Origin of the sequence: Pseudomonas sp. S8 (assembly GCF_050473925.1) — a bacterium.
Classification (GTDB): Bacteria; Pseudomonadota; Gammaproteobacteria; order Pseudomonadales; family Pseudomonadaceae; genus Aquipseudomonas; species Aquipseudomonas parakoreensis.
In genome coordinates this window covers 475,575-500,830 of sequence record NZ_JBFDVZ010000016.1, presented here as the reverse complement: position 1 = coordinate 500,830, position 25,256 = coordinate 475,575, and the positions used below count along the sequence as shown (strand labels likewise).

Annotated in this window: 24 protein-coding genes; 19 read left to right on the top strand and 5 right to left on the bottom strand. The window is 61.0% G+C overall.

Features of this window, described 5'->3' with window-relative positions; translation table 11 throughout:
* Positions 1 to 49: 49 nt before the first annotated feature.
* Complete coding sequence (gene ftrA, locus AB1J88_RS03710; RefSeq protein WP_430290246.1) at positions 50 to 1,024, top strand: transcriptional regulator FtrA; 975 nt, start codon at positions 50 to 52, stop codon at positions 1,022 to 1,024.
* Positions 1,025 to 1,157: 133 nt separating this feature from the next.
* Here the strand turns inward: ftrA and cobF are convergent, their stop codons facing one another.
* Together cobF and AB1J88_RS03700 are read right to left on the bottom strand one after the other, a co-directional pair.
* Positions 1,158 to 1,913: a precorrin-6A synthase (deacetylating) gene (cobF, locus tag AB1J88_RS03705; RefSeq protein WP_430290245.1), complete on the bottom strand. Its 756-nt coding sequence runs from the start codon at positions 1,911 to 1,913 to the stop codon at positions 1,158 to 1,160.
* A complete protein-coding gene (locus tag AB1J88_RS03700) occupies positions 1,913 to 2,503 on the bottom strand; it encodes a histidine phosphatase family protein (protein WP_430292656.1) in 591 nt (196 codons plus the stop codon). Before AB1J88_RS03700 ends, cobF begins: the two co-directional genes overlap by 1 nt.
* A gap of 311 nt (positions 2,504 to 2,814) precedes the next feature.
* Here AB1J88_RS03700 and AB1J88_RS03695 point away from each other — a divergent pair, with 311 nt between their 5' ends.
* The 11 genes from AB1J88_RS03695 to AB1J88_RS03645 all read left to right on the top strand — a co-directional run bounded on the left by AB1J88_RS03695 (position 2,815) and on the right by AB1J88_RS03645 (position 13,052).
* Positions 2,815 to 3,669, top strand: a complete 855-nt coding sequence (locus tag AB1J88_RS03695) for a MurR/RpiR family transcriptional regulator (RefSeq protein ID WP_041074163.1) — start codon at positions 2,815 to 2,817, stop codon at positions 3,667 to 3,669.
* 2 nt (positions 3,670 to 3,671) lie between these two features.
* Positions 3,672 to 4,316 carry an isochorismatase family cysteine hydrolase gene (locus tag AB1J88_RS03690; protein WP_041074161.1) on the top strand — a complete coding sequence of 215 codons (645 nt, stop codon included), beginning with the start codon at positions 3,672 to 3,674 and terminating at the stop codon, positions 4,314 to 4,316.
* Entirely contained in the window at positions 4,313 to 5,644 is a 1,332-nt protein-coding gene (locus AB1J88_RS03685; protein WP_041074159.1) for a glutamine synthetase, read from the top strand. The genes AB1J88_RS03690 and AB1J88_RS03685 overlap by 4 nt, the downstream gene beginning before the upstream one ends.
* On the top strand, positions 5,628 to 6,380 hold the full coding sequence (locus AB1J88_RS03680; RefSeq protein ID WP_430290244.1) for an N-formylglutamate amidohydrolase: 753 nt from the start codon (positions 5,628 to 5,630) through the stop codon (positions 6,378 to 6,380). The genes AB1J88_RS03685 and AB1J88_RS03680 overlap by 17 nt, the downstream gene beginning before the upstream one ends.
* A gap of 85 nt (positions 6,381 to 6,465) precedes the next feature.
* The gene (locus AB1J88_RS03675) at positions 6,466 to 7,815 is read left to right on the top strand and encodes an APC family permease (protein WP_108183106.1); all 1,350 of its coding nucleotides are present in this window, start codon (positions 6,466 to 6,468) and stop codon (positions 7,813 to 7,815) included.
* A 119-nt stretch (positions 7,816 to 7,934) separates the two neighbouring features.
* Complete coding sequence (locus AB1J88_RS03670; RefSeq protein WP_430290243.1) at positions 7,935 to 8,951, top strand: arginine N-succinyltransferase; 1,017 nt, start codon at positions 7,935 to 7,937, stop codon at positions 8,949 to 8,951.
* 61 nt (positions 8,952 to 9,012) lie between these two features.
* Positions 9,013 to 10,047 carry an arginine N-succinyltransferase gene (gene astA / locus AB1J88_RS03665; protein WP_041074151.1) on the top strand — a complete coding sequence of 345 codons (1,035 nt, stop codon included), beginning with the start codon at positions 9,013 to 9,015 and terminating at the stop codon, positions 10,045 to 10,047.
* Between the two features lie 185 nt (positions 10,048 to 10,232).
* Positions 10,233 to 11,102 (top strand): isocitrate lyase/PEP mutase family protein, encoded by an 870-nt coding sequence (locus AB1J88_RS03660; RefSeq protein ID WP_007968750.1) that lies wholly within the window; start codon positions 10,233 to 10,235, stop codon positions 11,100 to 11,102.
* 326 nt (positions 11,103 to 11,428) lie between these two features.
* Entirely contained in the window at positions 11,429 to 12,202 is a 774-nt protein-coding gene (locus AB1J88_RS03655) for a hypothetical protein (protein ID WP_430290242.1), read from the top strand.
* Positions 12,199 to 12,858, top strand: coding sequence for a transposase (locus AB1J88_RS03650; protein WP_145595239.1), 660 nt, complete (start codon positions 12,199 to 12,201; stop codon positions 12,856 to 12,858). Before AB1J88_RS03655 ends, AB1J88_RS03650 begins: the two co-directional genes overlap by 4 nt.
* 17 nt (positions 12,859 to 12,875) lie before the next feature.
* Positions 12,876 to 13,052: a hypothetical protein gene (locus AB1J88_RS03645; RefSeq protein ID WP_186448468.1), complete on the top strand. Its 177-nt coding sequence runs from the start codon at positions 12,876 to 12,878 to the stop codon at positions 13,050 to 13,052.
* A 64-nt stretch (positions 13,053 to 13,116) separates the two neighbouring features.
* Here AB1J88_RS03645 and AB1J88_RS03640 read toward each other — a convergent pair whose 3' ends face one another.
* Both AB1J88_RS03640 and AB1J88_RS03635 read right to left on the bottom strand, forming a co-directional pair.
* Positions 13,117 to 14,352 carry a M20/M25/M40 family metallo-hydrolase gene (locus AB1J88_RS03640; RefSeq protein WP_430290241.1) on the bottom strand — a complete coding sequence of 412 codons (1,236 nt, stop codon included), beginning with the start codon at positions 14,350 to 14,352 and terminating at the stop codon, positions 13,117 to 13,119.
* A gap of 142 nt (positions 14,353 to 14,494) precedes the next feature.
* Positions 14,495 to 15,568 carry a diguanylate cyclase gene (locus tag AB1J88_RS03635; protein ID WP_430290240.1) on the bottom strand — a complete coding sequence of 358 codons (1,074 nt, stop codon included), beginning with the start codon at positions 15,566 to 15,568 and terminating at the stop codon, positions 14,495 to 14,497.
* Between the two features lie 171 nt (positions 15,569 to 15,739).
* Between AB1J88_RS03635 and AB1J88_RS03630 the strand changes: the two genes are divergently transcribed.
* The 6 genes from AB1J88_RS03630 to hglS all read left to right on the top strand — a co-directional run bounded on the left by AB1J88_RS03630 (position 15,740) and on the right by hglS (position 23,471).
* Positions 15,740 to 17,191, top strand: a complete 1,452-nt coding sequence (locus tag AB1J88_RS03630) for a flavin-containing monooxygenase (protein ID WP_430290239.1) — start codon at positions 15,740 to 15,742, stop codon at positions 17,189 to 17,191.
* A 21-nt stretch (positions 17,192 to 17,212) separates the two neighbouring features.
* The gene (locus AB1J88_RS03625; RefSeq protein ID WP_430290238.1) at positions 17,213 to 18,139 is read left to right on the top strand and encodes an alpha/beta fold hydrolase; all 927 of its coding nucleotides are present in this window, start codon (positions 17,213 to 17,215) and stop codon (positions 18,137 to 18,139) included.
* 92 nt (positions 18,140 to 18,231) lie between these two features.
* On the top strand, positions 18,232 to 19,731 hold the full coding sequence (glcD, locus tag AB1J88_RS03620; RefSeq protein ID WP_430290237.1) for a glycolate oxidase subunit GlcD: 1,500 nt from the start codon (positions 18,232 to 18,234) through the stop codon (positions 19,729 to 19,731).
* Positions 19,731 to 20,780 carry a glycolate oxidase subunit GlcE gene (gene glcE / locus AB1J88_RS03615; RefSeq protein WP_430290236.1) on the top strand — a complete coding sequence of 350 codons (1,050 nt, stop codon included), beginning with the start codon at positions 19,731 to 19,733 and terminating at the stop codon, positions 20,778 to 20,780. The genes glcD and glcE overlap by 1 nt, the downstream gene beginning before the upstream one ends.
* Positions 20,781 to 20,782: 2 nt before the next feature.
* Complete coding sequence (gene glcF / locus AB1J88_RS03610; protein ID WP_430290235.1) at positions 20,783 to 22,003, top strand: glycolate oxidase subunit GlcF; 1,221 nt, start codon at positions 20,783 to 20,785, stop codon at positions 22,001 to 22,003.
* Between the two features lie 88 nt (positions 22,004 to 22,091).
* Positions 22,092 to 23,471 carry a 2-oxoadipate dioxygenase/decarboxylase HglS gene (gene hglS / locus AB1J88_RS03605; RefSeq protein ID WP_430290234.1) on the top strand — a complete coding sequence of 460 codons (1,380 nt, stop codon included), beginning with the start codon at positions 22,092 to 22,094 and terminating at the stop codon, positions 23,469 to 23,471.
* 94 nt (positions 23,472 to 23,565) lie between these two features.
* Here the strand turns inward: hglS and AB1J88_RS03600 are convergent, their stop codons facing one another.
* On the bottom strand, positions 23,566 to 24,243 hold the full coding sequence (locus AB1J88_RS03600) for a type 1 glutamine amidotransferase domain-containing protein (RefSeq protein WP_108183118.1): 678 nt from the start codon (positions 24,241 to 24,243) through the stop codon (positions 23,566 to 23,568).
* Positions 24,244 to 24,650: 407 nt separating this feature from the next.
* On the opposite strand from AB1J88_RS03600, the gene AB1J88_RS03595 reads away from it, so the two are divergent.
* Positions 24,651 to 25,166, top strand: coding sequence for an Hcp family type VI secretion system effector (locus AB1J88_RS03595; protein ID WP_003226246.1), 516 nt, complete (start codon positions 24,651 to 24,653; stop codon positions 25,164 to 25,166).
* Positions 25,167 to 25,256 lie beyond the last annotated feature (90 nt).

Below are 25,256 nucleotides of genomic sequence, written 5' to 3'. Positions count from 1 at the left end.
CTTGGCGCTACAGTGGCGCGCAAGACACTCACCGGGAACTTTCCGCCAAATGCCTGATTCACCTGGATTGGTCGCGATTCTGGCCTACGACGGCCTCTGTACCTTCGAGTTCGGGATTGCCGTGGAAATCTTCGGCCTCGCCCGGCCGGAGTTCGATTTCCCGTGGTACGAGCACCGCATCGTCGCCGTCGACGCAGGGCCGATGCGCGCCATGGGCGGCATTCACGTCCTGGCCGACGGCGGCCTGGAGCTGCTGGCGCAGGCGCGCACCATCATCATTCCCGGTTGGCGTGATCGCGAAGCCCCGGTGCCACCGGCGCTGCTTGGCGCATTGCACCAGGCCCACGCCCACGGTGCGCGGCTGTTATCGATCTGTTCAGGGGTGTTCGTGCTGGCCGCCAGCGGCTTGCTCGACGGCCACGGCGCGACCACCCACTGGCGCTACAGCGATGAACTGGCGCGGCGCTTCCCGGCGATAGCGGTGGATCCGGATGTGCTGTACGTCGACTCGGGTCAGTTGATCACCTCGGCCGGCAGTGCCGCCGGGATCGATGCCTGTCTGCATCTGGTGGCCCGCGACTTTGGCACTCAGGTCGCCAATTCGGTGGCGCGGCGGCTGGTGATGTCGCCGCAACGCACCGGCGGCCAGGCGCAATTCATTCCCACGCCTGTCAGCCCAACGCCGCGCAACGATTTATCACGGGTGATGCAGTGGGCTCGCGAGCGTCTGCACCAACCGCTGGAAGTGCGCGATCTGGCGAGCGAAGCGGCGATGAGCGAGCGCACGTTTCTGCGGCGATTCAGCGAGGCCAGCGGGCAATCGCCCAAGGCGTGGCTGCAACACGAACGCCTGGCGCGGGCGCGGGAACTGCTGGAAAGCACAGCACACAACAGCGAACAGATTGCCGAGCGCTGTGGTTACCGATCAGTGGAAAGCTTTCGCGTGGCATTTCGCAGCGTGGTCGGGGTGCCGCCGTCGGTGTATCGGGAGCGGTTTGGGCGTGGGGCCAAAGCGATATCCTGAGGTGAATTTCCGGACGCCTTCGCTGGCAAGCCAGCTCCCACAGGTTTGGCGTCGTACACACCACCTCGTCTCAACCCGAAAACCTGTGGGAGCGGGCTTGCCCGCGATGAGGCCCGAATCGACACCCGACAATTCAGGGCTTGCGCAACAGATAGGTATCCATGATCCACCCATGCTCGGCCCGCGCCGCCTTGCGCGTGCGCTCGATCTGATCCGCAACATCCTCAAGCTTGCCACTGATCAGAATTTCATCCGGTGTGCCGAGGTAAGCGCCCCAGTAAATCTCGGTCTGCTGATCCGCCACATGGCGGTAGGAATCTTCAGCGTCGAGCATCACCACCAGGCTGTCCGTGTCACTCACCTGCCCCGCCGCCAGACGCCGGCCCGTGGTGATTTCGATAGACCGGCCAATCCTGTTCAACGGCACTCTATGCTGCGCGGCCAGTGCCTGAACGCTGGTAATCCCGGGGATCACTTCAAACTCGAACACACAGCGGCCTGACGCCAGAATCGCCTGCAGGATACGAATCGTGCTGTCGTACAGCGCCGGGTCGCCCCACACGAGGAATCCGCCGCACTGCTCGTCAGCCAATTCTTCATTGATCAGTTGTTCGAAGGTTTCTTGCTTGGCGCGATTCAGATCATCGACCGCGCGGGTGTAGTCCACGTCGCCACGCTCACGCTCCGGGCTGTGAGCCTCGACGAAACGATAGGCAGGATCGGTGATGTAGCGCTCACAGATGTCGCGACGCAGATCGATCAGTTTGTCCTTGCGCGGGCCTTTGTCCATCAGAAAAAACACGTCTACCCGGTTGAGCGCTTTCACCGCCTGCAGGGTGATGTAGTCGGGGTTGCCGGCGCCGATGCCGATGACCAGCAGTCGTTTCATCACTGTGCTCCCACACGAACGCTACTCGGCAAGCGTAGCCGCCAGATCCCGTTGAACCGCAGTTCAACGACTGACAGCGGCTCAACATCAATAGCGTTGAACGCTACGCCCTGCACCACCTGCATCAATGCAGCCCGCACCACGAAAGGATGGGTGATCGCGACGATAGGCCCCGGCGTGCCTTGCAGGCTGGCCAGCCACGCCGCCACGCGTTCGCCCAATTGCGTCACCGACTCGCCGCCATGGGGTGCCGCCTGCGGATCACTGATCCATGCCTGCAAAGCCTCGGCCTCGCGCAGTTGCAGATCCTTGATCGCTTGTCCGTGCCAGCGCCCCATATCGCAATCGCGCAGCGCTTCGTCTACGTGCGGCGCCGCACCGAACCACTCGGCGGTCTGGCGCGTACGCAATTCCGGCCCGGACAGCAGACGGCCGGCGCTGGCGAGTTGTGTGGCCAACGCACCGAGCCCTGATGGCGGATTTTCAACAGGCTCGTTCGTAGGAAAACGCGACAATTTCTGTGCGACGGTTCGAGCGTGGCAGATCAATGTCAAACAGGTGGATTGCACAGGGTTGCACTCGCTGAACATCGGTTGAATCGGCGGCAAACCGCCGGTTTTGCGGCAATTGTGCCGCAAAACCGGGCGGCCCGGGGGACGTCGCAAGCTAGGACGGTACCCCGGCAAGCGTACAAAAACGGCAATGTCTCACACACCAATAGGCAATGGACTACAAGGGTCGAGGACATCGGTGTAGCCCTTGTGACACAGCTCTTTGAGGTTATTTAAACAGTGAATTCCTACCGCAAAAAATTCACTAGACATGTAACCTGAGTTACATAAATACTGTTTTAACGGATTATGAAACAAATTCAACACCCCCTCATCCAGCAGGAGCCCGGATGCCCCCTCTTAGAGACTTGATCACCGATCCCGGCCTGGAGCTGACGCCGTCGGAGCGCAAAGTGATTCGCGCCCTGCTCGACCAGTATCCACGCAATGGCCTGGGTCCGATGGCGCGTCTGGCCGAACACGCCGGCGTCAGCGATCCGACCATCGTGCGGCTGGTGAAGAAGCTCGGATTCGGCGGTTATGCCGAATTTCAGGACGCCCTGCTCAGCGACATGGACCACCGCCTGCGCTCGCCGCGCACCCTGTTGCAACCGCGTTCGCACCTGAACAAGGACGACGCCTGGGGCCATTATCTGGCCGATAGCCAACGCCTGCTGGTGGAAACCCAGGTTCTGACCCAGCCCGAAGACGTACGCATTCTGCTCGACTGGCTGCTCGATACGCGGCACCAGATCTACTGCTTCGGCGGGCGTTTCAGCAGCCTGATGGCCAACTACCTGCTCAATCACCTGCGCCTGCTGCGCCCCGGCTGCTTTGCCCTGGAAGACAACGCGCAACTGCCCGACCGCCTGTTCGATCTGCAACGCCAGGACGTGGTGCTGCTGTTCGACTATCGCCGCTATCAGACCCAGGCCTTGCGCGTGGCCAGTGCTGCAAAAAGCCGCAACGCCCGGGTGGTGCTGTTCACCGACATCTATGCCTCACCGCTGCGGGAACTGGCCGACCTGATCATCAGTGCCCCGGTGGAATCGGCTTCGCCGTTCGACACCATGGTGCCAGCGCTGGCCCAGGTCGAAGCACTGATTGCCTGCCTGACCCTGCGCAGCCCCGATCTGGCCGATCGCCTGGAAGGCATCGACGCCCTGCGCAACGAGTTCAACACCCACCTGCTGGAGGATAAATAAGGATGTTCAGTCTTCCCCACCGCTCGCCACGAGACTTGCCGTTTGTCACCGATCACACCGCGTTGCTGCTGGTGGACATGCAGCGTGCCTGGCTCGAACCGCAGTTCGACCCGCACCTGAACGGCCCGGACGCCGAGTATTTCCTGACCCGCACCCACATGCAGGTGGTGCCCAACCAGCGCCGCTTGCTCAGCGCCTTTCGCGAAGCGCGGCAGAACGTGCTGCACACTATTATCGAAAGCCTGACCGCCGACGGTCGCGACCGCTCGCTGGATCACAAACTGTCGGACATGCACCTGCCCAAAGGCAGTCAACAGGCGCGGATCATCGACGACCTGACCCCGGTGGAAAACGAAATCGTGCTGCCGAAAACCTCCTCCGGGGTGTTCAACTCGACCAACATCGATTACGTGCTGCGCAACCTCGAAACCCGCCACCTGATCATCGCCGGCATTGTCACCGACCAGTGCGTCGACATGGCGGTGCGTGATGCCGCCGACCGCGGTTATCTGGTGACGCTGGTCGAAGACGCCTGCGCCACCTACACCCCGGCGCGACATGACGCCTGCCTGAATGCGATCAAGGGCTACTGCTGGATCACCGACACGCAGACCGTGCTCGGCAGGTTGCAGGAGATGCGCCCATGAGCGAGCGCCTGACGCCGTTGCCGATGACCACCATTGTCACCACTGACCTGATCGGCATCACCCGTGGCCGTTCGTTTCCCACCGATCAGCTGGAGCATTATCAAGCGGCCGGTTGCGGCTGGGTGCCGGCCAACAGTGCCTTGACGCCGCAGGACATCATCGCCTCGACCAACCCGTGGGGCGCGTATGGCGATTTGCGGCTGATCCCTGACTTGAGCAGCCGCGTCACCGTCGGCAACGGCCCGGATGCCGCAGCGCCGGCGCTGGACTTCATCCACGGCGACATTCGCGAAACCGATGGCCGCCCGTGGAGTGCCTGTCCGCGCACGCTGCTGCGCGATGAAATCGAACGTTATCGCAACGACCTCGGCCTGCAGGTCAACGCGGCGTTCGAACACGAATTCAACCTGCATGCCGGCTTCGCCGAACACCTGGCGTTTTCCCTCGAAGCCCAGCGTCAGGGCGCCGAGTTCGGCGGCTGGCTGCTCAGCGCCTTGCGTGCCGGTGGCGTCGAGCCGGAGATGTTTCTGCCGGAATACGGCAAGCATCAATACGAAATCACCTGCCGCCCGACCTGTGGCGTGGCAGCGGCGGATCGTGCGGTCAATGTGCGCGAGATCACCCGTGAAATCGCCCGGCAAATGGGCCTGGACGTCAGCTTCGCGCCGAAAACCAAGGCCGATGCGGTGTGCAACGGCGTGCATTTGCACGTCAGCCTGCTCGACCTGCAAGGTCTGCCGCTGCTGTACGACGCCGGCACCAGCAACGGTCTGTCGACCCTCGGCCAGCATTGGGCGGCGGGGATCCTGCATTATCTGCCAGCGCTGTGTGCATTCACCGCGCCGACGCCGGTGTCGTACGAACGCCTGCAGCCGCATCACTGGAGCGCGTCCTACGCGTGTCTGGGGCAGCAGAACCGTGAAGCGGCGTTGCGCATTTGTCCGACCGTGAGCCTGGGCGGCAAATCCGTGGCGGCGCAGTACAACCTCGAATTCCGCGCCATGGACGCTACCGCTTCGCCGCACCTGGCAATGGCCGCGCTGCTGATCGCCGGACGGCTGGGCATCGAACAGCGTCTGGCGCTGAACGCGATCACTGACGAAATTCCCGATTCACTCAACGACGAGCAACGCAAGGCCCGGGGCATCGTTGCCCTGCCCGCCTCGCTGGCCCAGGCGCTGGATTGCCTGCGTGACAGTGCAGCCTTCAACCAATGGCTGCCCAAGCCGTTGCTCGACACTTACCACGCCCTTAAAACCGAGGAACTGGCGCTGACGGAACAGCTCTCGCCCGCTGACCTGTGTGAGCACTATGCACGCCTGTACTGAATCCGCCGAGCTGGGGTTGTATACCCGCCCGGTCTACAACCTGAGTCGTGAAAATTCATCGCATCCGTTGATCCTGGTGTGTGAGCACGCCAGCCGCTACATCCCCGAAGCCCTGAACAATCTGGGCCTGGACGATGCAGCCGCGCGCGAGCACATCGCCTGGGACATCGGCGCCTTGCAACTGGCTGAAAAGCTCTCGCAAGTGCTCGGGGCGACACTGTTGAGCGCCAACTATTCACGGTTGCTGATCGACCTCAACCGGCCCCGGCATGCCCCCGACAGCATTCCGGCACAGAGCGAGATTTATCAGGTGCCCGGCAATCGCGAGCTGGACGAAGCCACTCGCGAGTACCGGCGCCAGACGCTGTTCAAACCGTTTCACGCCCGGCTGCAAACCCTGATCGACCAACGCGTCGCGCAGGGTCAAGCGGTACGGGTGGTGGGGATTCACAGCTTTACCCCGGTGTATTACGGCCAGCCGCGCCCGCTGGAAGTCGGCGTGTTGTTCGGCCAGGCCAGCGCCTATGCACAACGGCTGATCGACGGCCTCGGCCAGCACCCGTTGAAGGTCGCGGGCAACCAGCCGTACCGGATCGATCCGCTGGGGGACATGACCGTGCCAGTGCACGGCGATGCCCGTGGACTGGAGTCGGCGCTGATCGAGGTGCGCAACGATCTGCTGCGCAGCCCGGAAGCGGTTTCGCTGTGGGCCGAGCGCCTGGCACCGCTGCTGTAACGAATGCAAAGATTGATAACGCGGTAAACGATGGACCGACATAACAACGAAAAACGCCGGATAGGCTGACAAGGAGTTGCGCTTCATGGAAATAGAAGAGTTCGGCTACAAACAGGAGTTGAAACGTAGCCTGACACTGACCGATCTGGTGGTGTACGGAATGATCTTCATGATCCCCATCGCCCCGTTTGGCGTGTATGGCTACGTCAATGCCGAGGCGCCCGGGATGGTGCCGCTGGCCTACATCATCGGCATGGTGGCGATGCTGTTCACCGCGTTGAGCTATGGCAGCATGGCGCGGGCATTTCCGATTGCAGGTTCGGTCTACTCCTACGCGCAACGCGGACTCAACCAACACGTCGGCTTCCTCGCCGGCTGGCTGATGCTGCTCGACTACCTGCTGATTCCGCCGCTGCTGTACGTCTACGCGGCGATGGCCCTCAACCATCTTTATCCGGACATTCCGAAAGTCGGCTTCATTCTGGCGTTCCTGGTCAGCGCGACGTTCGTCAACCTGCGCGGCATCACCTTCACCGCACGGATGAACATCATCTTCCTGCTGGCGCAATTGGTGGTGCTGGGGATATTCCTGTTCTACGCCTGGAATGCCCTGCACAACGGCGGCGGCAACGGCGGGCTGACCCTGGCGCCGCTGTATCACCCGGAAACATTCAACTTCGCCCTGCTGATGCAAGCGGTGTCGATTGCGGTGCTGTCGTTCCTCGGCTTCGATGCGATCTCGACCCTCGCTGAAGAAATCAAGGGCGACCCGGGCAAAAGCGTCGGTCGGGCAGCGCTGATCACGCTGCTGGTGATGGGCGCAATTTTCGTCGTACAGACCTGGATCGCCACCGACCTCGCTGCCGGCATGGGCTTCAAGTCCGCCGACACCGCGTTCTATGAAATCGCCGAAATCGCGGCGGGCAGCTGGCTGGCAACGCTGACCGGTGTGGCGACTGCTCTGGCCTGGGGGGTTGCCGTGGCAATCACCTCGCAAGCCGCGGTGTCGCGCCTGCTGTTCGGCATGGCCCGTGACGGCAAGTTGCCGAAAGTGCTGGCCAAGGTGCACCCGAAGCACAACACCCCGTACCTGAGCATTTATCTGGTGGCGCTGCTGTCGCTGGTGATCTGCTACCTGTTCATCAATTCGGTCGACACCCTGACCTCGCTGGTCAACTTCGGCGCCCTCAGCGGTTTCATGCTGCTGCACCTGACAGTGATCAACTACTACTGGCGTCGGCAGAAGTCCGGCCAGGTCGTGCGCCATCTGATCTGTCCGGTGATCGGCTTCATCATCGTCGCCGCCATCATGTACAACATGGGCGTCGATGCGCAGAAACTCGGCCTGATCTGGATCGCGCTGGGTCTGGTGTACCTGTTCTTCCTGAACAAGCTCGGCGCCAGCAGTGCGTTGCCTGACCCGAGTAATGGCTGACAAGAAAAAGAGCGGCGTCTGACAACAAATCAGGCGACCGCCGCTTTAAAGCGTGGCAACCGACAGTGATAGTCAGGTTCGGTGCGGATCACCGGACCCTTTGATACAGGAGTACATCCATGCTGGTCTTACGCCCAGTCGAGCCAACCGACCTGCCGCAATTGCAGCAACTGGCCCGCGACAGTCTGGTCGGCGTCACGTCGCTGCCGGACGACAGCGAACGCCTGCGTGAAAAAATCGCCGGTTCCTGCGCCTCGTTCGACAAAGACATTCAGGCGCAAGGCCCGGAGAATTACTTCTTCGTGCTGGAAGACCTCGACACTCGGCGGCTGGTCGGCTGCTCGGAGATCCTCGCCACGGCCGGTTTCAACGAACCGTTCTACAGCCTGCGCAACCGCCACTTCACCAGTGCCTCGCGGGAATTGAACATCGAGCACGGGGTGCCGGCGCTGTCGCTGTGTCACGACCTCAACGACCACACCCTGCTGCGCGGTTTTCACATCGACAATGCGCTGGTGCGCAGCGCTTTTTCCGAACTGCTGTCGCGGGCGCGGCTGCTGTTCATCGCCGCTCACGCATCCCGTTTCGCCGATGCGGTGATCACCGAAATCGTCGGCTACAGCGACGAGAACGGTCATTCGCCGTTCTGGGATGCACTGGGCAAGCATTTCTTCGACCTGCCCTACGTCGAGGCCGAGCGCCTGTGCGGTCTGCAAAGCCGCACGTTTCTCGCCGAACTGATGCCGCAATACCCGATCTACGTACCGATGCTGCCCCCGGAAGCACAGGCATGCATCGGCCGGATTCACCCGGACGGCCAGGAAGCGTTCGACATCCTTGAACGCGAAGGCTTTGAAACCAACAGCTACATCGACCTGTTCGACGCCGGCCCGACCCTGTATGCGCGCACCGCGAACATCCGTTCGATCGCCCGCAGCCAGACCGCCACCGTGCGTCAGCAAGCACAAATCGATGCACGGGGACGCTATCTGGTGAGCAACGACGCCTTGCACGGTTTCCGGGCCATCGTCACCGAACTGGATTACCAGCCCGATCAACCGCTGTCCCTTACGCCAGCCCTGTGCACGGCGCTGAAGGTCACCGATGGCAGCACGATCAGGCTGACAGCCCTGTGAACGGCGCCCGGTTGCACACCCAACGACAGTGCCCGAACAGGCGCGTACAAGGAGTTACCGCATGATCGTCCGTCCGGTCAAAGTCAGCGACCTGCCAGCGCTGATGACTCTGGTGCAGCAGGCCGGCCCCGGGTTCACCACCCTGCCGGCCAATGAAGACCGCCTCGCTCACCGGGTGCGCTGGGCGCAACGTGCGTTCGCCGAACAGGTGGAACGCGCCGACGCCGACTACCTGTTCGTGCTCGAAGACGACGACCTGCGCGTGGTGGGTGTCAGCGCCCTGACCGGCGCGGTTGGCCTGCGCGAGCCGTGGTACAACTACCGCGTCGGGTTGACCGTGAGTTCATCAGCGGATCTGGGCATTTCCCGGCAGATACCCACGCTGTTTCTCAATAATGAGCTGACCGGCCAGTCGGAACTGTGCTCGCTGTTTCTCAGCCACGACCATCGTCATGGCAGCAACGGCCGGCTGCTGTCGTTGGGGCGCCTGCTGTTCGTGGCTGAATTTCCGCAATTATTTGGCGAGAAGATGATCGCCGAACTGCGTGGCAGTGCCGATGAACGCGGTTGCTCACCGTTCTGGGACAGTCTGGGCCGGCACTTTTTCCAGATGGACTTCAGCCACGCCGACCACTTGTCGGGTCTGGGCAACAAGTCGTTCATCGCCGAACTGATGCCACGCCAGCCGTTGTACACCTGCATGCTGACCGAACAGGCACAAGCGGCCATCGGCCAGCCACATCCCAATACCGAGCCGGCGCTGAAGATCCTGCGCGAGGAAGGCTTTGTGCATAAGGGCTACATCGACATCTTCGACGGCGGCCCGGTGATCGAAGCGCCGATCGGCAGCATTCGTACCGTGCGCGACAGCCAGGCGCTGACCCTGAGCCTCGGCACGCCGGACGATCAGGCCCCCTTGTGGCTGATCCACAACCGTCGCCTGGAGAACTGCCGCATCACCGTGGCCCCCGGTCGTCTGGTCGGCAATACCCTGGTGGTCGATCGCCTGACCGCCAAGCGCCTGCAACTGCAGCCGGGCAATTCGGTTCGCGCCGTGCTGCTGCCCAGGCAACAGCAACATGCAGTCGCGGCCTGAACGCCGGCCCTGACACTGGAAATCCGCTGATTGCAGATGAAACCTTTCAGCCTTTGCATCCGTGATCAACGCCTCACTTGCAAATTCGTCATGAACCTTGACCCATTCGCGTGATAGCCTTTTCATTCTTCGGCGTTGACACCTTTGCTCAAGCCGTTCCATTCCTTTGTATTGGTGGAACTCGTATGACCAGGCTTTCCCATCAAGATTTGCGCCGTAACTTCCGTCAATTGCTGGCTTCCGACACCTGCTACCACACGGCCTCGGTGTTCGACCCGATGTCCGCGCGCATCGCCGCAGACCTGGGTTTTGAAGTGGGGATCCTTGGCGGCTCCGTCGCCTCGTTGCAGGTGCTGGGCGCTCCCGACTTCGCCTTGATCACCCTCAGCGAGTTCGCTGAGCAAGCCACCCGCATTGGCCGCGTCGCTCAGCTGCCCGTGATCGCCGACGCCGACCACGGCTACGGCAACGCTCTCAACGTGATGCGCACCATCGTCGAACTGGAACGCGCCGGCGTCGCCGCCCTGACCATCGAAGACACGCTGCTGCCGGCACAATTCGGCCGTAAATCCACCGACTTGATCTCGGTTGCCGAAGGCGTCGGCAAGATCCGTGCAGCGCTGGAAGCCCGGGTCGATTCGGAAATGGCGATCATCGCCCGCACCAACGCCGGCATTCTGCCGAACCAGGAAATCATCAGCCGCACCAAGCAATACCAGGCCGCCGGTGCCGACGGCATCTGCATGGTCGGCGTGCAGGACTTCGATCAGCTTGAGCAAATTGCCGAACACCTGACGGTACCGCTGATGCTGGTCACCTACGGCAACCCGGCGTTGCGTGATGACAAGCGTCTGGCCGAACTCGGTGTGCGCGTAACCATCGACGGTCACGGCGCGTACTTCGCGGCGATCAAGGCCACCTACGACAGCCTGCGCGAACAACGCCAGATCTTCACCCAGGCTTCGGACCTGAGTGCCACCGAACTGACGCACACCTACACCCAGCCAGAGGATTACATTCTGTGGGCGAAGGAATACATGAGCGTCAAGGAGTGATTGCTCACTGATACGAAGGTTTCGGGCAACTCTAAAGATGGCCGGTAGACGCAATGTCACCGGCCAAGTTGCGAGAAAAGGCGAATTGATAATAGCCCGCTTCTACCAGCGATACACACCTACAAACAAACACCAATATTTAACAACAACTACAGCGTTGATATTAAATATCGCCTCTCTATAATCGCAAACCGTTAAACAGCAAAAACATTCAACCCCTCAAGCGCGGAGATCTGTTTAACAAAACGAAATAACAAACCTGATAATTACGCCTGATCAAATAGTCTAAAAAATACATTTGACAGAAAATGACAAAGCGACTTCCCATGATAAAAAACCTGCTCAACCCAGACTTGAAGCCTGACCAGCTTATTACCTGCATCAAAACAACAAACATGGGGAACGAAGTAAAGAGCCTGGCCGACCAGTTATCCGAACCTGAAGCAGATACCGAGAATTTGTCCCGTCACGCCGCGATCATGAAAGCGACCAACATACACACCGGAACGTTGACGTTATATTGCAACAAAGATGGAAACATCAGCCTCAAGGCACCTGATAACGCATCCGCGCCTGAGCAACTATATTCCGTACCCGGAAACAGCGTTTTGTTCGCCATCAACGGGCAATCGTATTCCATCCAGCTTTATCGGCTCGACGGTGAATATCTGACTCGCGCAGAGCAGGTGATCGTGGATGCCGAAAATCCGTTGTTCATCGACGGCAGCAAAATGCTGTATGACAGCAATCCGAATGGAAACGGGCACCCGGCGTTTATTGGCAGCATCAATCTGCCCGACAGAACTGCCGACATCAGTGTGTTCGACCCCCACTCGTTGCGCAAAATCGGCTGGTTTCCTCATGACGACAGCGCCGCGCGCTTTCTGGTGAGTCTTGAACTGCTCGAAGCAGCACAGGATCCCGGAGCCTGCAAAGTGGCGCAGGAATTGATTTATCACTATCACCCCGCTGTCGCTTGGCGGGCCTTTCAGATGATCAACAGAACGGATCGTCAGGCCGCACTAAGTTGCGCCCCGTTGTTGAGAAACCTGCAAGACAGTCGCCTGAACTACTTGCTTGACCAGTGTGAAGCGGCATGAAATTACAGTCATTTATCGAGCGCATGGCGACTTACGATCTGCAACTGGACAGTTCAAGGATCGTGGAAGATCTGCGTCAACTGGCGACTAACCGCACGTTGTTGAGCGAGTACCTCTACACCACGATTCAACAGGACGGCTTCAGTACCAAAAACAGGCTTTACGGGGCCTATGCATTTGTCCTGCACTCCAACGATCTGTTTACAGTTCGTCTGGGTTTCTGGTCGCCGGTTACGTCACGGGATGAAAGGGAAACCTTTATCTATGACCTCAACCACAGTCACGACTTCGAACTCTATTGCGTGGGTTACAGCGGTGACGGTTATACCACCGTTTCACGGGAAATTCTGGATCAAGCGCCGCTGCAGGCCGGCAGAAGGCCCGAGTTCGGCGAAGAACGAGTCCTTAAACTTATTCCGGGTGAGGTGCTGCACATGCTTCCACTAAAGGAAGTACACAAACAGCTACCACCTGAAACAATGTCTGCCTCGCTGAGTTTGCTTATTCATCCTCCGCAGGCAGCCAAAACCGAAGAAGCCTGGTGCTTCGACGACAATCTGGTGCCGACTTATCCCGGCATCGCCCGCCAGGAGACAGCACTCTATGACAGCCTGCTGTCACGGCTACAACGTGAGCAGACTTCACTGCTCACTTAAACAGAAAGGAAATCTGCATGAACAAGCAACTCGATAACTGGAACCAGACTCCACTGCTGCACGCCGGCGCCAACGTCATCAATACGCCGGTTGCAACCGCTGCGGCATCGCCGTGCACAGGCATCATTCCACGTTACAACGTGGGCAACATTCACGAAATCAAACAATTCTGGAACACCCCGCAACAAGCCTGATTGCTTCAGGATTCAACGTATGAAGGTGGCAGGCCTTAACGGCTGCCGCCTTCACGCGTGGCAACTATTTGCCCGCCAACTCCATGATCATCCGCGACAACAGATAAATCCGCGGCGTCACGCTCGCCACTTCGGCGTACTCCTCCGGCGTATGAATATTGCCGCCGACAATCCCGAAACCGTCCAGCGTCGGCGTGCCCACGCCGGCTGACAGGCTGGCATCCGCCGCACCACCACTGCCCTCTTCGGTCAGCTTGCGGCCGATCTCGCCGTAAATCCCTTGGGCCATCGCCATCAAGCGATCCGACTCCGCCGTTTGCGGCATCGGCGGCAAGCCGCGTTTGAGGCTGGTGGTGACTTCGGTTTCCGCGATCAGCTTGTCCTGCGAGACCCGCGCCAGGTCTTTCTCGATCCGGTCAAATTCTTCCGGCACGGCCGCGCGCACGTCAGCCTTGGCGGTGGCGTGATCGGGAATCACGTTGGTGCGGTCGCCGGCCTGGAGCACGGTGAAGTTGATCGTGGTTTTCTTCGCTTCGTCGCCGAGTTTGCCCAGTTGCAGAATCTGGTGCGCCGCTTCCATCGCGGCGTTGCGTCCCAGCTCCGGCGCAACGCCAGCGTGCGCAGCCTTGCCCTTGACCTCGACCAGAGCCGTTGCGCTGCCTTTGCGCCACACCACCAGACCATCGGCCGGACGCCCCGGTTCGAGGTTGAGCGTCACGTCGTGGGCCTTGGCGGTTTTCTTGATCAGGTCGGTGGCGACGTCCGAGCCGGTTTCTTCGCTGGCATCGAGCAGGAAGGTGATTTGCGCGTAATCCTTGAAGTCGAGGTTCTTCAGGATCTTCAGCGCGTAGATCCCGGCGACGATGCCGCCCTTGTCGTCCATCACCCCCGGCCCGTAGGCGCGGCCGTCCTTGATATGGAACGGGCGCTCGGCGGCGGAGCCTTCCTTGAACACCGTGTCCATGTGCGCCATCAAGAGGATTTTCGCCTTGCCGGTGCCTTTGAAAGTGGCCAGCACATGATTGGATTTTTCCGGGGTATTGGGCACCAGTTCGATGGTGGCGCCGAGCTTCTTCAGCTCATCGATGGCGATCTCGCTGACGTGTTTAAGGCCCGGTTCATAACCGGAACCGGAGTCGATGTTGACCAGCCGTTCCAGCAGTTTCAGGGCTTCAGGCTGATACTGCTCGGCATCGGCCAGCACTTGCTTGTGCGGTTCGGCAAAGGCACCGGCAGCGCTGAAGGCGAGAGACAGGCCGAGGCTGGCGGCCAGCAGCGAGCGGGAAAATGAGAACGTCATGAATCGATCCTTGTTTCGCGTCGGGGGATTCAAACCGTACCTGACATCAACGCAAGGCTCTATAGCGGATGCGACACCTGAGCCGCCGACACCGAACACTTCCAGGAGCGAGCCGGCTCGCACAGGTGAATGTGGTGAGCAGTCAGACCGAATCGAGCAGTTCCTGCTTCGGCAGATCATCACTGTTGCAGATCACCCGATTGCGCCCGGTTGCCTTGGCCTCGTACAGCGCCTGGTCCGCATCATTGAGCCAGCGGGTCGCGTCGCCATGCGCCGGATCATAAGCCGCCAGGCCAATGCTCAGGCTGACCTTGAGCGCCGGGTTCTGCTCGTAACCCAGGGTGGCGAAACGCTCGCGCAAGGCTTCCATGGCCTGCGCGGCATTGAACAGCGGCAGGTCGGGCAGAATCACGCAGAACTCATCGCCGCCGTAGCGCCCGGCAATATCCGCAGCGCGCAGGTTCTGCTTGAGCATTTTGCTCAATTGGCGCAGGACGATGTCACCCGCCACATGCCCATACGTGTCATTGATCGACTTGAAGTGGTCGATATCGATCAACGCAATCGCCGCGCCCTGTTGCTGTCGACGGCAACGTTGAAACGCGATGTCCAGTTGATCCTTCCAGGCGCCGTGGTTGAGCAGACCGGTCAGGCTGTCGGTGCGACTCAGGGCCAGCAGTTCACGTTTGTGCAGGCCCAGCGTGTAGGCCTGGCGAAAGCAGATCCAGCCCAGCGCCAACGGGTACAACATCAACAACGGCAGGCAGGCATACAGCTGTAAAGGTGAGGTGGGCGGGATGAACGCCGGGGCGAACACCACCAGGCCGACGCCGATTCCAAGGACCTGCGCCGCCAGGCCCGCCGCGAGAAAACGTAATCCGCCGATGGCGACGTTATTCATCGCCATCATCGAAATGGTCGTGGCGCTGGGCAACGGATTGAACTGCATGGCGGCGACCCAGAAGCCGCCCATAAACGCGTCGATCAACAGATTGCGGTGTTCAGCATGGTAGGGAACGCTGGAGCGACGGGCCCATTGAAACGCCAGATGCGGCCAGACCAGGCCATTGAACAGCATCAGTGCCCAGACCCACGGCGGCGGGTCAAGCGGGTACATCGCCACGCCCACGCACAACAACCCCAGCACCAGGCCGAGGGTTCGCGATGTATAAAGCCTCCTGGCCAGTGAAAGTCCCTTTCCCCCCTTGTTTCGCATAAGGGCCTCGACCACTCAACGGAACCTGCGCACACCGTCAGACCGATGTGCTGGGAGTCTATCAGCCAGCCGTTAAATAGCCATCACCGCCCAGCGCCCGCTCCCAGTCAGCGAATTTTTAGCTATACCTGAAAGGATGAAAACGGGGAAACGACTATAAGAAGGAGACCCATGCGGACCTACCAGGTGTTGATCATCGGCAGCGGATTTGGCGGCCAATGTACGGCGGTCAATTTGCTCAAGGCCGGCATTGACGACTTTCGCCTGCTGGAACGAAGGGCGTTCTTCGGCGGCACCTGGTGCCAGAACACCTATCCCGGCGCAGCGGTGGATGTGCCCTCACCGCTGTACTCGCTGTCCTTCGCGCCGTACCGCTGGACGCAGATGTTTGCCGCCCAGCCTGAACTGCACCGATACACCGAACACGTCATCGAACGCTTCGGCCTGCGCGAACGCGTGGAACTGCAAACCAACGTCGAACGCATTGAATGGGATGACGCCGCCAGGCAGTGGGCGGTGCACACTGACAAAGGGATGTTCTGCGCGCAGTTCGTGATCAACGCCTCCGGGCCATTGAGCCAACCGGTGATCCCGCCCTTCCCCGGTCTGGATCGCTTTCAGGGCAAGACTTTTCATACCAACAATTGGGATCACAGCTACGACTACCGCGGTAAACGCGTGGCCATCGTCGGCAGCGGCGCCAGTGCCGCACAGGTGATTCCGGCGATTGCCGCCGAAGTCGAGCAATTGCACGTGTTCCAGCGTACGCCACACTGGGTGCTGCCACGCGCCGATCGCACCTTCGGGCCTTTCCAGCGTTGGCTGCTGGGGGTGAAACCAGCTTACAAGCTGCTGCGCTGGCTGCTCTACTGGCAATTCGAAACGCGGGTCATCGCCTTCAAATATTCGAAACCGGCGATTCACCTGGTCCAGCGCCAAGCCCTGCGTTTTCTCAAGCAACAGGTGCCGGACCCGGTATTGCGCGCAAAACTCACCCCGGACTTCACCATCGGCTGCAAGCGCATTCTGCTGTCCAGCACCTATTACCCGGCGCTGACCCGGCCCAATGTCACGTTGCACAGCCGCGAACAAGGCATCGCCGCGCTCGATGAAACCGGGATCACCACCACGGACGGCCAGCACATCGATGTCGATCTGATTATCTGGTCGACAGGCTACGACGCCACCGACGGCGTGGTCTCCTACCCGGTGACCGGCAGGCACGGCGTGCAACTCAAGGATGTCTGGGCGCAGTACCCGCGCGCCTACCTGGGCACCAGCCTGCCGGACTTTCCCAACCTGTTTATCGTCACCGGGCCCAACACTGGCATCGGGCATACCTCGGCGCTGTTCATCATCGAGGCGCAGATGAACTACATCCTCGACTGCGTCCACACCCTGCAGGCAAAAGGACTGCGCAGCATCGAAGTGCGCCCCGACGCGGAACGTACCTACACTGCAATGATCCACCGTGAGATGGAGCGCACGGTATGGAAGTCCGGCGGCTGTCACAGTTGGTATCAGAGCAAGAGCGGTCATGTGATCGCGATATTTCCGGGCTTCAGTTTCAGCTACTACCGGTTGACCCGGACGCTGAAACCGGCTGACCACATTCTGTCCTGAACACGTAAAAGGAAGACGTCGATGCTTGTGCTGTTTGTCGCTCTCGCGGTTTTCGTGGCCTGGAGCTGGTTGAGTTATCCGGCGATCGGCCATTGGCTGTATGACCTGAGCACGGCGCTCGAGGCCAGGCTGTACAAGTTGCACAAGATCGAAGTGCCGATTGCCGAAATGACGGTCTCGACCTGGCAAGGTGGGCCCTATGAAGCCGCCAGCGCGATCCTGATGCTGCACGGCTACAGCGCCGAGAAAAACCTCTGGCTGCGCTTCGCCAGGCACTTTGTCCGCCAGTACCGAGTGATCATTCCGGACATCGCCGGCCACGGTGAAACCGGCTTCAAGGCCGGCGGCGGCTATGACATTGCGCTGCAGGCCAAGCGCATGATCCAGCTGCTCGACGTGTGCGGTGTGGAGAAAGTCCACGTGATCGGCAACTCGATGGGCGGCTACATCGCAGCGTGGCTGGCGGCAACCTACCCGGACCGGATTGCCTCAGTGGCACTGATCGACCCGGCCGGCGTCACCGCACCGCAGGCCAGCGACATGGAGCGCCATCTGGCCCGTGGACATAACCCGTTCCTGATCAACTCCCGGGAAGAATTCCGCCAGTTTTATGCGATGACCATGGCCTCGCCACCGTGGGTACCCGGGCTGGTGCTAGACGCCATCGCCCAGCGTTACCAACGCCAGCGTGATGAGTTGGAAGAGATCTTCCGCGACTTTCGCGCCAGCCCGCCGATGGAACCGAAACTGGCCGAAATCAAATGCCCGGCGCTGCTGTTGTGGGGGCGCAAGGACCGTTTGATCGACGTCAGCAGCGTGCCGGTGTGGAGCAAGGGCATCGTCAATCTGCGGGTCGAAGTGTGGGACGGTGTCGGACACATGCCGATGGTCGAACAACCGGGAAATACTGCGCGGTTGTATCGGGAGTTTCTGGGAAACCAGCGATGAGTCCCAACACTATCCCCTCCCCACAATGAATTTCCTCACCACCTTAAGTCTTATTCATCCAAAGAATTAAGGTTGGCAGAAGGTTGTGTGAAATGAACATTCTCTACGACGAACGCCTCGACGGCCCGCTACCGGAAGTGAACAAGGCCGAGCTGCTAAAGACCCTGCAGCACGCCCTCCCGGACCTCGACCTTCTGTGGCGCGAAGACGAACTCAAGCCGTACGAATGCGATGGCCTGTCGGCCTATCGCACCACGCCGATGCTGGTGGCGCTGCCCCGGCGACTCGATCAAGTACAAACCCTGCTCAGACTTTGCCATCAACACCACGTGCCGGTGGTGGCCCGTGGCGCCGGCACCGGGTTGTCGGGCGGCGCGCTGCCGCTGAAAAGCGGCCTGTTGCTGGTGATGGCGCGGTTCAACAACATCCTGCACATCGACCCGGCGGCTCGCACCGCACGGGTTCAACCCGGGGTGCGCAACCTGGCGATATCCCAGGCGGCGGCGCCGTACGGCCTGTATTACGCGCCGGATCCGTCGTCGCAGATTGCCTGTTCGATCGGCGGCAACGTCGCGGAAAATGCCGGTGGCGTGCATTGCCTCAAGTACGGTCTGACCGTACACAACCTGCTGAAAATCGAGGCGCTGACCATCGAAGGCGAACGCCTGACGCTGGGCAGCGAGGCCCTCGATGCGCCGGGCTTCGATTTGCTGGCGCTGTTCACCGGCTCCGAAGGTTTGCTCGGGATCATCACCGAAGTCACGGTCAAACTGCTGCCCAGACCGCAGGTCGCCAAGGTGCTGCTGGGCAGCTTCGATTCGGTGGAAAAGGCAGGCCGCGCGGTGGCCGACATCATCGCTGCGGGGATTATTCCCGGCGGCCTGGAGATGATGGACAACCTGGCGATCCGCGCCGCCGAAGACTTCATCCACGCCGGTTACCCGGTCGCTGCCGAAGCGATTCTGTTGTGCGAACTCGATGGTGTCGAAGCCGATGTCCACGACGATTGCCTGCGGGTCCGCGAGGTCATGCTTCAGGCCGGCGCCAGCGAGGTGCGTCAGGCCCGCGATGAAGCCGAGCGCGTGCGCTTCTGGGCCGGGCGCAAAAACGCTTTTCCAGCGATCGGCCGCTTGTCGCCGGACTACTACTGCATGGACGGCACCATCCCGCGCCGCGAGTTGCCCGGCGTGCTGCAAGGCATCGCCCGCCTCGGCGCCGAATACGGCTTGCGCGTGGCCAACGTGTTCCATGCCGGCGACGGCAACATGCACCCGCTGATCCTGTTCGACGCCAACCAGCCCGGCGAACTGCAGCGCGCGGAGGCGTTGGGCGGGAAGATTCTTGAACTGTGCGTACAGGTCGGCGGCAGCATCACCGGCGAACACGGCGTCGGACGCGAGAAAATCAATCAGATGTGTGCGCAATTCAACAGCGCAGAGCTGACCCTGTTCCACGCCGTCAAAGCCGCGTTCGACCCGCAAGGCCTGCTCAACCCCGGCAAGAACATCCCGACCCTGTACCGCTGCGCAGAATTCGGTGCGATGCACATTCATGCCGGACAACTGCCATTCCCCGAACTGGAGCGCTTTTGATGGCTGACGTCGACGCCAGCGGCGCCCTGCTGGATCAGGTCAATCAGGCCCGGGCCAACGCCACGCCGCTGAAAATCCAGGGTGGCAACAGCAAGGCGTTTCTGGGGCGCGAGGTGGCCGGTGAAGTGCTCGACACCCGCGCGCACTGCGGCATCGTCCGTTATGAACCGACCGAGCTGGTGGTCAGCGTGCGCGCCGGCACGCCGTTGCGCGAGTTGCTCGCGGCGCTCGACGCGGCCGGGCAGATGCTGCCGTGCGAGCCGCCGGCCTTCGGTGAAGGCGCCACGGTCGGCGGGATGATTGCCAGCGGACTGTCCGGGCCACGGCGGCCATGGTCAGGTTCGGTGCGCGATTTCGTCCTCGGCACCCGGGTCATCACTGGCCTCGGCGAACATTTGAGGTTCGGTGGCGAGGTGATGAAAAACGTTGCCGGCTACGACCTGTCACGCCTGCTGACCGGCAGTTTCGGCTGTCTCGGCGTGCTCACCGAGGTTTCGCTGAAAGTCCTGCCGAAACCGCGTCAATGCCTGAGCATCCGCCTCGATATCGACTGCACCCGAGCGCTGACCAGGCTGGCCGAATGGGGTCAGCAACCGTTGCCGATCAGCGGCGCCTGCCATGACGGGCAAAGCCTGTACCTGCGCCTGGAGGGCGGCGAAGGCTCGGTGACCGCCGCGCATCAACGACTCGGCGGCGAGCCGCTCGACTCGGTGTTCTGGCGCGATTTGAACGAGCAACGCCTGAGCTTTTTCGACGAAGGCCTGCCGCTGTGGCGCCTGTCGCTGCCGAACAATCTCGAGCCGCAAGACTTGCCCGGCCAGCAGTTGATCGACTGGGCCGGCGCGCAACGCTGGCTGAAATCCGATCACGAGCACGTTCAGATTCTCGCCCAGGAACTCGGTGGCCATGCCACCTGCTTCACCCATGGCGCCAGCGACACACCGTTCCAGCCGCTGCCGCGCACGCTGATGCGTTATCACCAGCAACTCAAGGCGCAACTCGACCCGCAAGGGCTGTTCAACCCCGGCCGGATGTACGCGGAGTTCTAGCCATGCAGACCACCCTCAGCGAACAATCCCGACAACTGCCGCGTGCGGCCGAGGCGGAAAAGATTCTGCGCACCTGCGTGCATTGCGGTTTTTGCAACGCCACCTGCCCGACCTATCAGTTGCTCGGTGATGAGCTCGATGGGCCACGCGGACGCATCTATCTGATCAAACAAGTGCTCGAAGGGGCGCCGGCCACCGAGCAGACTCAGTTGCATCTGGATCGCTGCCTGTCCTGCCGCAATTGCGAAACCACCTGCCCCTCCGGTGTTGACTATCACAACCTGTTGGATATCGGGCGGGCGGTGGTCGATCAGGCCGTACCGCGTCCCGCTGCCCAGCGCTTGTTGCGCGAGGGCTTGCGTGCACTGGCGCCGAATCCGGGCGTATTCAAGGGCTTGCTGCGCATGGGTACAACGTTCCGGCCCTTGTTGCCGCGAATGTTGGAAAGCAAATTGCCGCAGCGCTCGCCCGTAACCGGCTCACGCCCCGCCCCATGCCATGCGCGGCGGGTGTTGCTGCTCGAAGGCTGCGTGCAACCGGGCCTGTCGCCGAACACCAACGACGCGACGGCACGAGTGCTGGACCGGTTGGGAATCAGCGTCACGCCGGTGACCGAAGCCGGTTGCTGTGGCGCGCTGGACTATCACCTCGACGCCCAGGCCAAAGGCCTCGAGCGCGCCCGACAGAACATCGACGCCTGGTGGCCGCACCTGGAAAACGGCGCGGAAGCCATCGTGCAGACGGCCAGCGGTTGCGGCGCGTTCATCAAGGATTACGGGCATCTGCTGGCGCAGGATCCGCGCTACGCCGACAAGGCGCGGCAGATCAGTGAGCGAACGCTGGATCTGGTGCAACTGCTCGCTCAGGAACCGCTGGAGCAAGTGTGCGCCGCCCGCCAGCGGCGGATCGCCGTGCATTGCCCCTGCACCCTGCAACACGCGCTGAAACTCGGCGGCGCAGTCGAAGCGCTGCTGAGCCGCCTTGGGTTCAATCTCACACCCGTGCCGGACGGTCACCTGTGTTGCGGTTCGGCCGGCACTTATTCGCTGACGCAAGCGACCCTCGCCCGGCAATTGCGCGATAACCGCCTCAATGCACTGGAAAGCGGGCGCCCGGAGCTGATCGTCACGTCTAACGTCGGCTGCCAGAATCATCTGGCCGGCGCCGGACGCACGCAGGTTTTGCACTGGATCGAACTGGTGGATCAGTCGTTGGCAGAATGAAGTTCGTAGGATTCTTCGTTTGCCGCCGTCGGCGAAGGCTGCGATCTTTTCCTCTATCCAAACCGTGACCGTGGCAGGAATTTTTTTCATGACCGTGCAGCCTTTCGTCAGCCCCGACCTGATCCGTCAACGCTTCTCCAAAGCGATGTCCGACATGTACCGCGAAGAAGTGCCGTTGTACGGCGCGCTGATGGAGTTGGTGGAACAGACCAACCGTGAAGTGCTGGCCGCCCAGCCAGACCTCGCACGGCAGCTCGACAGCACCGGTGAAATCGAGCGCCTGGACATGGAGCGACACGGCGCGATCCGCGTCGGCACCGGCAAAGAGCTTGCGACCCTCGCGCGCCTGTTCGCGGTGATGGGCATGCAACCGGTGGGCTACTACGACCTGACCCCGGCGGGTGTGCCGGTGCACTCCACGGCGTTTCGCGCGGTGCATGAAGCGGCGCTGCAGGTCAGCCCGTTTCGGGTGTTCACCTCATTGCTGCGTCTGGAGCTGATCGAAGATCCCGAGTTGCGCGGTTTTGCCGAATCGGTGTTGAACCGGCGTTCGATCTTTACCCCTGCGGCATTGCAGCTGATCGAGCGGGCGGAGTCAGCCGGTGGGCTGAATGAGGAGGAAGCGGCGCAATTTGTCCTGCAGGCACTGGAAACCTTTCGCTGGCATCACAGCGCCACCGTCACCGCTGCGCAGTACCAGACCCTCAGCGCCCAGCACCGTCTGATCGCCGATGTGGTGGCGTTCAAAGGCCCGCACATCAATCACCTGACCCCGCGCACCCTGGACATCGATATCGTCCAGGCGAAGATGCCGGTGCACGGCATCACCCCGAAAGCGGTGATCGAAGGCCCGCCACGCCGCAAGTGCCCGATCCTGTTGCGCCAGACCAGTTTCAAGGCGCTGGACGAGCCGATCGCTTTCACCGATCAGCACGAGACTCGCGGTAGCCACAGCGCGCGTTTCGGCGAAATCGAACAACGCGGTGCGGCGCTGACACCCAAAGGCCGGGCACTGTATGACCGCTTGTTGAACGCCGCGCGCGATGAACTGGGCGACTTTCCCAACGAAGGCAACGCCGCACGCTACAACACGCTGATGACCCGACACTTTGGCGAATTTCCGGACAGCTTCGACGGCATGCGTGAACAGGAGCTGGCGTATTTTCGCTATTTCCCCACGGAAAAAGGCTTGGCAGCGGGTAGCCTTAAGTCGGCATCGCTGGAGGATTTGCTCCGTGAGGGTCATGTGAAAGCTGAACCGTTGGTGTACGAAGATTTTCTGCCAGTGAGTGCGGCGGGGATTTTTCAGTCGAACCTTGGGGACGCGGCGCAGACGCACTATGGCGAGCACTCGAACCGCCAGGCGTTCGAACAGGCACTGGGACGTGGGACCATTGATGAGCTGGGGTTGTATGCCGAGACGCAGCGGCGTTCGATTGAGGAGTGTCTGGCAGCGCTTTCACGCTGAAAGATCAAAAGATCGCAGCCTGCGGCAGCTCCTACAGATGGAATGTGTTTCCCCTGTAGGAGCTGCCGCAGGCTGCGATGTTTTGCTTTTGCTTCTAGCGCAACCGCGACAACAGCGCGAACGCTGTCTCTTCCGACGACGCCGGATTCTGCCCGGTCAGCAGCAATCCGTCCTCACGGGTGTAGCTCGACCAGTCCGCGCCCTTGGAGAAAATCCCGCCTTTGGCCTTGAGCTCGTCCTCCACCAGAAACGGCACCACGTTGGTCAACTGCACCGCCTCTTCTTCGCTGTTGCTGAACCCGGTCACCTGCTTACCCTTGACCAATGGCTGACCGTCCGCACCTTTGACATGGCGCAGCACCCCGGGCGCATGACACACCGCCGCCACGGGTTTGCCACTGTTGTAAAACGCTTCGATCAGCGCAATCGAATGGCGGTCTTCAGCCAGGTCCCACAACGGGCCGTGGCCGCCGGGATAGAACACGGCATCGAAATCCGCGGCCTTCACCGTGTCGAGTTTGACCGTAGAAGACAGTGCCGACTGGGCGGCAGAATCCTTGCGAAAGCGCTCGGTCGCGGCGGTCTGCGCATCGGGCTCGTCACTTTTCGGGTCCAGCGGTGGCTGGCCGCCCTTGGGCGAGGCCAGCGTCAGTTGCGCGCCGGCATCCTTGAACACGTAATACGGCGCGGCGAATTCTTCCAGCCAGAAGCCGGTTTTCTTGCCGGTATCACCCAGTTGATCGTGGGACGTTAAAACCATCAGGATTTTCATGTCGTTCTCACTCGCGGTGGGGAATGTTCAGACGCCTGCGGCGCAGTCGTGAGTGATTGACCGTCGCGCTGGGTGGATCGTTTCAAACGCTCGACGCTGGCACTTGGCCTTACTGCGCAACTTCTTGCGCACTTGTCCGGCAAAAAACGTGACTTATCGCGCTACAGCCCTTGATCGGAGAGGCTTACAGCCGAGTGCGCAACTTCTTGCGCAGTACTGCGCAAGAAGTTGCGCACTTTCCATCTCGATTCAATAAAAAACATCGACAAAACCGCAAACTACAGCCGCTTCACCCCCGGCTGCCGGGACCTTCGACAAACCTGGCACGCTCCTTGATAACAGTCAGGCACCCACCGGGCGATTTCGCCTCCCGGGCACCCTAAATTTATCCGCAAGGAGAGCACCCCATGGCAACACCAGCGTACATGTCGGTTACCGGCGAAAAACAAGGCCTGATCACTGCCGGCGCCTTCACCGCCGACTCCGTTGGCAACACCTACCAGGAAGGCCACGAAGACCAGGTCATGGTTCAGGCTTTCAGCCACGACGTGATCATCCCGCGTGACCCACAATCCGGTCAGCCAACCGGTCAGCGCGTTCACAAGCCAGTGATCATCACCAAGGTCTACGACAAGGCTTCGCCTCTGCTGCAAGCCGCTCTGACCTCCGGCGAGCGCATGAGCGAAATCGTTATCCAGTGGTACCGTACTTCTGCTCAAGGTACTCAAGAGCACTACTACACCACCAAACTGGAAGACGCGATCATCGTCGCCATCAACAACAAAATGCACAACTGCCAGGATCCAGGCAACTCGCACTTCACCCACCTGGAAGAAGTGCAGTTCACCTACCGCAAAATCACCTGGACCCACGAAGTATCCGGTACTTCGGGTTCCGATGACTGGCGTGCTCCAGTCGTTTAATTACGGCTGATCGTTACAAGCATCGACCAGCCCTGCTGGTCGATGTTGTTTACGCCCCTCCAGAATTTCGCGTGCGTTGAACCGCCTGGC

Coding starts and splice junctions, on each gene's coding strand:
- AB1J88_RS03625 (WP_430290238.1), top strand. CDS start 17,213: ATGCTTGTGCTGTTTGTCGCTCTCGCGGTTTTCGTGGCCTGGAGCTGG.
- astA (WP_041074151.1), top strand. CDS start 9,013: ATGATCGTCCGTCCGGTCAAAGTCAGCGACCTGCCAGCGCTGATGACT.
- AB1J88_RS03695 (WP_041074163.1), top strand. CDS start 2,815: ATGCCCCCTCTTAGAGACTTGATCACCGATCCCGGCCTGGAGCTGACG.
- AB1J88_RS03675 (WP_108183106.1), top strand. CDS start 6,466: ATGGAAATAGAAGAGTTCGGCTACAAACAGGAGTTGAAACGTAGCCTG.
- cobF (WP_430290245.1), bottom strand. CDS start 1,913: ATGAAACGACTGCTGGTCATCGGCATCGGCGCCGGCAACCCCGACTAC.
- AB1J88_RS03660 (WP_007968750.1), top strand. CDS start 10,233: ATGACCAGGCTTTCCCATCAAGATTTGCGCCGTAACTTCCGTCAATTG.
- glcE (WP_430290236.1), top strand. CDS start 19,731: ATGGCTGACGTCGACGCCAGCGGCGCCCTGCTGGATCAGGTCAATCAG.
- AB1J88_RS03685 (WP_041074159.1), top strand. CDS start 4,313: ATGAGCGAGCGCCTGACGCCGTTGCCGATGACCACCATTGTCACCACT.
- AB1J88_RS03700 (WP_430292656.1), bottom strand. CDS start 2,503: ATGTTCAGCGAGTGCAACCCTGTGCAATCCACCTGTTTGACATTGATC.
- AB1J88_RS03690 (WP_041074161.1), top strand. CDS start 3,672: ATGTTCAGTCTTCCCCACCGCTCGCCACGAGACTTGCCGTTTGTCACC.
- AB1J88_RS03635 (WP_430290240.1), bottom strand. CDS start 15,568: ATGCGAAACAAGGGGGGAAAGGGACTTTCACTGGCCAGGAGGCTTTAT.
- AB1J88_RS03630 (WP_430290239.1), top strand. CDS start 15,740: ATGCGGACCTACCAGGTGTTGATCATCGGCAGCGGATTTGGCGGCCAA.
- AB1J88_RS03600 (WP_108183118.1), bottom strand. CDS start 24,243: ATGAAAATCCTGATGGTTTTAACGTCCCACGATCAACTGGGTGATACC.
- glcF (WP_430290235.1), top strand. CDS start 20,783: ATGCAGACCACCCTCAGCGAACAATCCCGACAACTGCCGCGTGCGGCC.
- AB1J88_RS03680 (WP_430290244.1), top strand. CDS start 5,628: ATGCACGCCTGTACTGAATCCGCCGAGCTGGGGTTGTATACCCGCCCG.
- AB1J88_RS03650 (WP_145595239.1), top strand. CDS start 12,199: ATGAAATTACAGTCATTTATCGAGCGCATGGCGACTTACGATCTGCAA.
- ftrA (WP_430290246.1), top strand. CDS start 50: ATGCCTGATTCACCTGGATTGGTCGCGATTCTGGCCTACGACGGCCTC.
- AB1J88_RS03670 (WP_430290243.1), top strand. CDS start 7,935: ATGCTGGTCTTACGCCCAGTCGAGCCAACCGACCTGCCGCAATTGCAG.
- AB1J88_RS03645 (WP_186448468.1), top strand. CDS start 12,876: ATGAACAAGCAACTCGATAACTGGAACCAGACTCCACTGCTGCACGCC.
- AB1J88_RS03655 (WP_430290242.1), top strand. CDS start 11,429: ATGATAAAAAACCTGCTCAACCCAGACTTGAAGCCTGACCAGCTTATT.
- hglS (WP_430290234.1), top strand. CDS start 22,092: ATGACCGTGCAGCCTTTCGTCAGCCCCGACCTGATCCGTCAACGCTTC.
- AB1J88_RS03595 (WP_003226246.1), top strand. CDS start 24,651: ATGGCAACACCAGCGTACATGTCGGTTACCGGCGAAAAACAAGGCCTG.
- AB1J88_RS03640 (WP_430290241.1), bottom strand. CDS start 14,352: ATGACGTTCTCATTTTCCCGCTCGCTGCTGGCCGCCAGCCTCGGCCTG.
- glcD (WP_430290237.1), top strand. CDS start 18,232: ATGAACATTCTCTACGACGAACGCCTCGACGGCCCGCTACCGGAAGTG.